Origin of the sequence: Lentzea kentuckyensis (assembly GCF_002150765.1) — a bacterium.
In the GTDB taxonomy this organism is placed as follows: domain Bacteria; phylum Actinomycetota; class Actinomycetes; order Mycobacteriales; family Pseudonocardiaceae; genus Lentzea; species Lentzea kentuckyensis.
Genome location: NZ_MUYM01000153.1, coordinates 1 through 1,260 on the forward strand (window position 1 = coordinate 1; position 1,260 = coordinate 1,260).

At 66.5% G+C, this 1,260-nt stretch carries 2 protein-coding genes and 1 pseudogene; all 3 read right to left on the reverse strand.

What is annotated here, in order from left to right; all coding sequences use genetic code 11:
• On the reverse strand, positions 1-508 hold a 508-nt coding region (locus tag B0F77_RS44215; protein WP_158102997.1), incomplete at its 3' end, for an AMP-binding protein.
• 199 nt (positions 509-707) lie between these two features.
• Positions 708-956, reverse strand: a pseudogene (locus B0F77_RS50785) (SET domain-containing protein); the annotation flags it as partial.
• A gap of 132 nt (positions 957-1,088) precedes the next feature.
• Positions 1,089-1,260 (reverse strand): helix-turn-helix domain-containing protein (locus B0F77_RS51030; RefSeq protein ID WP_143467239.1); only part of this gene is annotated, 172 nt, incomplete at its 5' end.

The following is a 1,260-nucleotide window of genomic DNA, read 5'->3' on the forward strand; positions in this document are numbered from 1 at the left end:
CGGTGGTGCCGGAGGTGTAGATCAGATAGGCCAGGCCCTCAGGTCCCTGCGGGGCGTCGACGACGGCCACCTTCGCCGCCGGGCTGTCGGTTCTGATCACGGCCCCGCGGTAGCCGATCCGCGCCGCCCGCTCGGCCCCCTCCGCGTTGGTGACCAGCACCTGGGCGCCGGAGTCCTCCAGGATGTACCGGACCTGGTCGTCCGGGAACGCGGGGTCGAGGCACACATGCGCGGACTTGGCCCTCAGGACCGCGAGCTGCGTCGCGTAGAGGGCGACCGACGTGCGGGGCAGCATGATCGAGATGACCCGCCCACGGCCGGTGATCGCATGGAACGCTCCCGCCAGGGCACTGGACTTGCGCAGCAGCTCCGCGTACGTGATCTGGCTGCGGTGCGGACGGCCACTGGCGGGAGGGACGTCCACGGCGATGGCGTCCGGCCACTGGTGGGCGGCGTGGTCGAAGAAGTCGACGAGCGAGACCGCCAGGGTCCGGACAGTCGCGGTCACCGTGACCCTGCGGACAGATGGGAGGCCAGCCAGGGCCGCAGCCGGCGCCGTTCCGCACCGGCCAGGTGCCGGAAGNNCCGGTGCACCGGTCACTACCGCAGCGGCAGGCGAAGGGCTCGGCCATGTCGAATTCGGTGGTGTTGTAATTGAATGTGATGTCCTGTCCGAAACTGACCGGTTTGAGACTGATTACCGCGCGGCCCCTGATGAACACCGTCGGGTCGCAGCTGTGGTTCATGAAGCGCCAGTAGAAACGATCGAGGATCGCCTCGAAGTCGTATTCAGCAGGTACGTCCACATGCGCGTCGCGGCCGATCTGCACCGTGTACCGGTTCGGGGTCGCTGTCAGCTCGCCATCGATGGTGAACAGCAGCTCTCCCTCCAGGACCGGGCGATTCGCCACCAGGCGGTACTCGCCGTCGGCGCGGACAACGGCGACCGCGCTCATGAGGCTGATGCGCTCTTCTACAATCACGTGAACTCCCGGATTGTTGATTTCCGACCGGCTCTACGTGGGGTAGTACGGGGACGAGGCCGAAAAGGTTCACCGTGGCGAAGTGATTGACAATCCGGCGGAAAATCATATCGGGGTGGACATTGTGTAAGGGTGTTCGATTGCGTCGTGCGCGGCGAGGGCGGCGTGCAGTGACGCCCTGACGTGAGGTGAGTCCAGGTCCGCGTCGAGCAGCTGGCTGATTCGCTTCAGCCGGTCGTACAGCGACTGTCTGGACAGGTTCGTGGCCGCGGCCGCG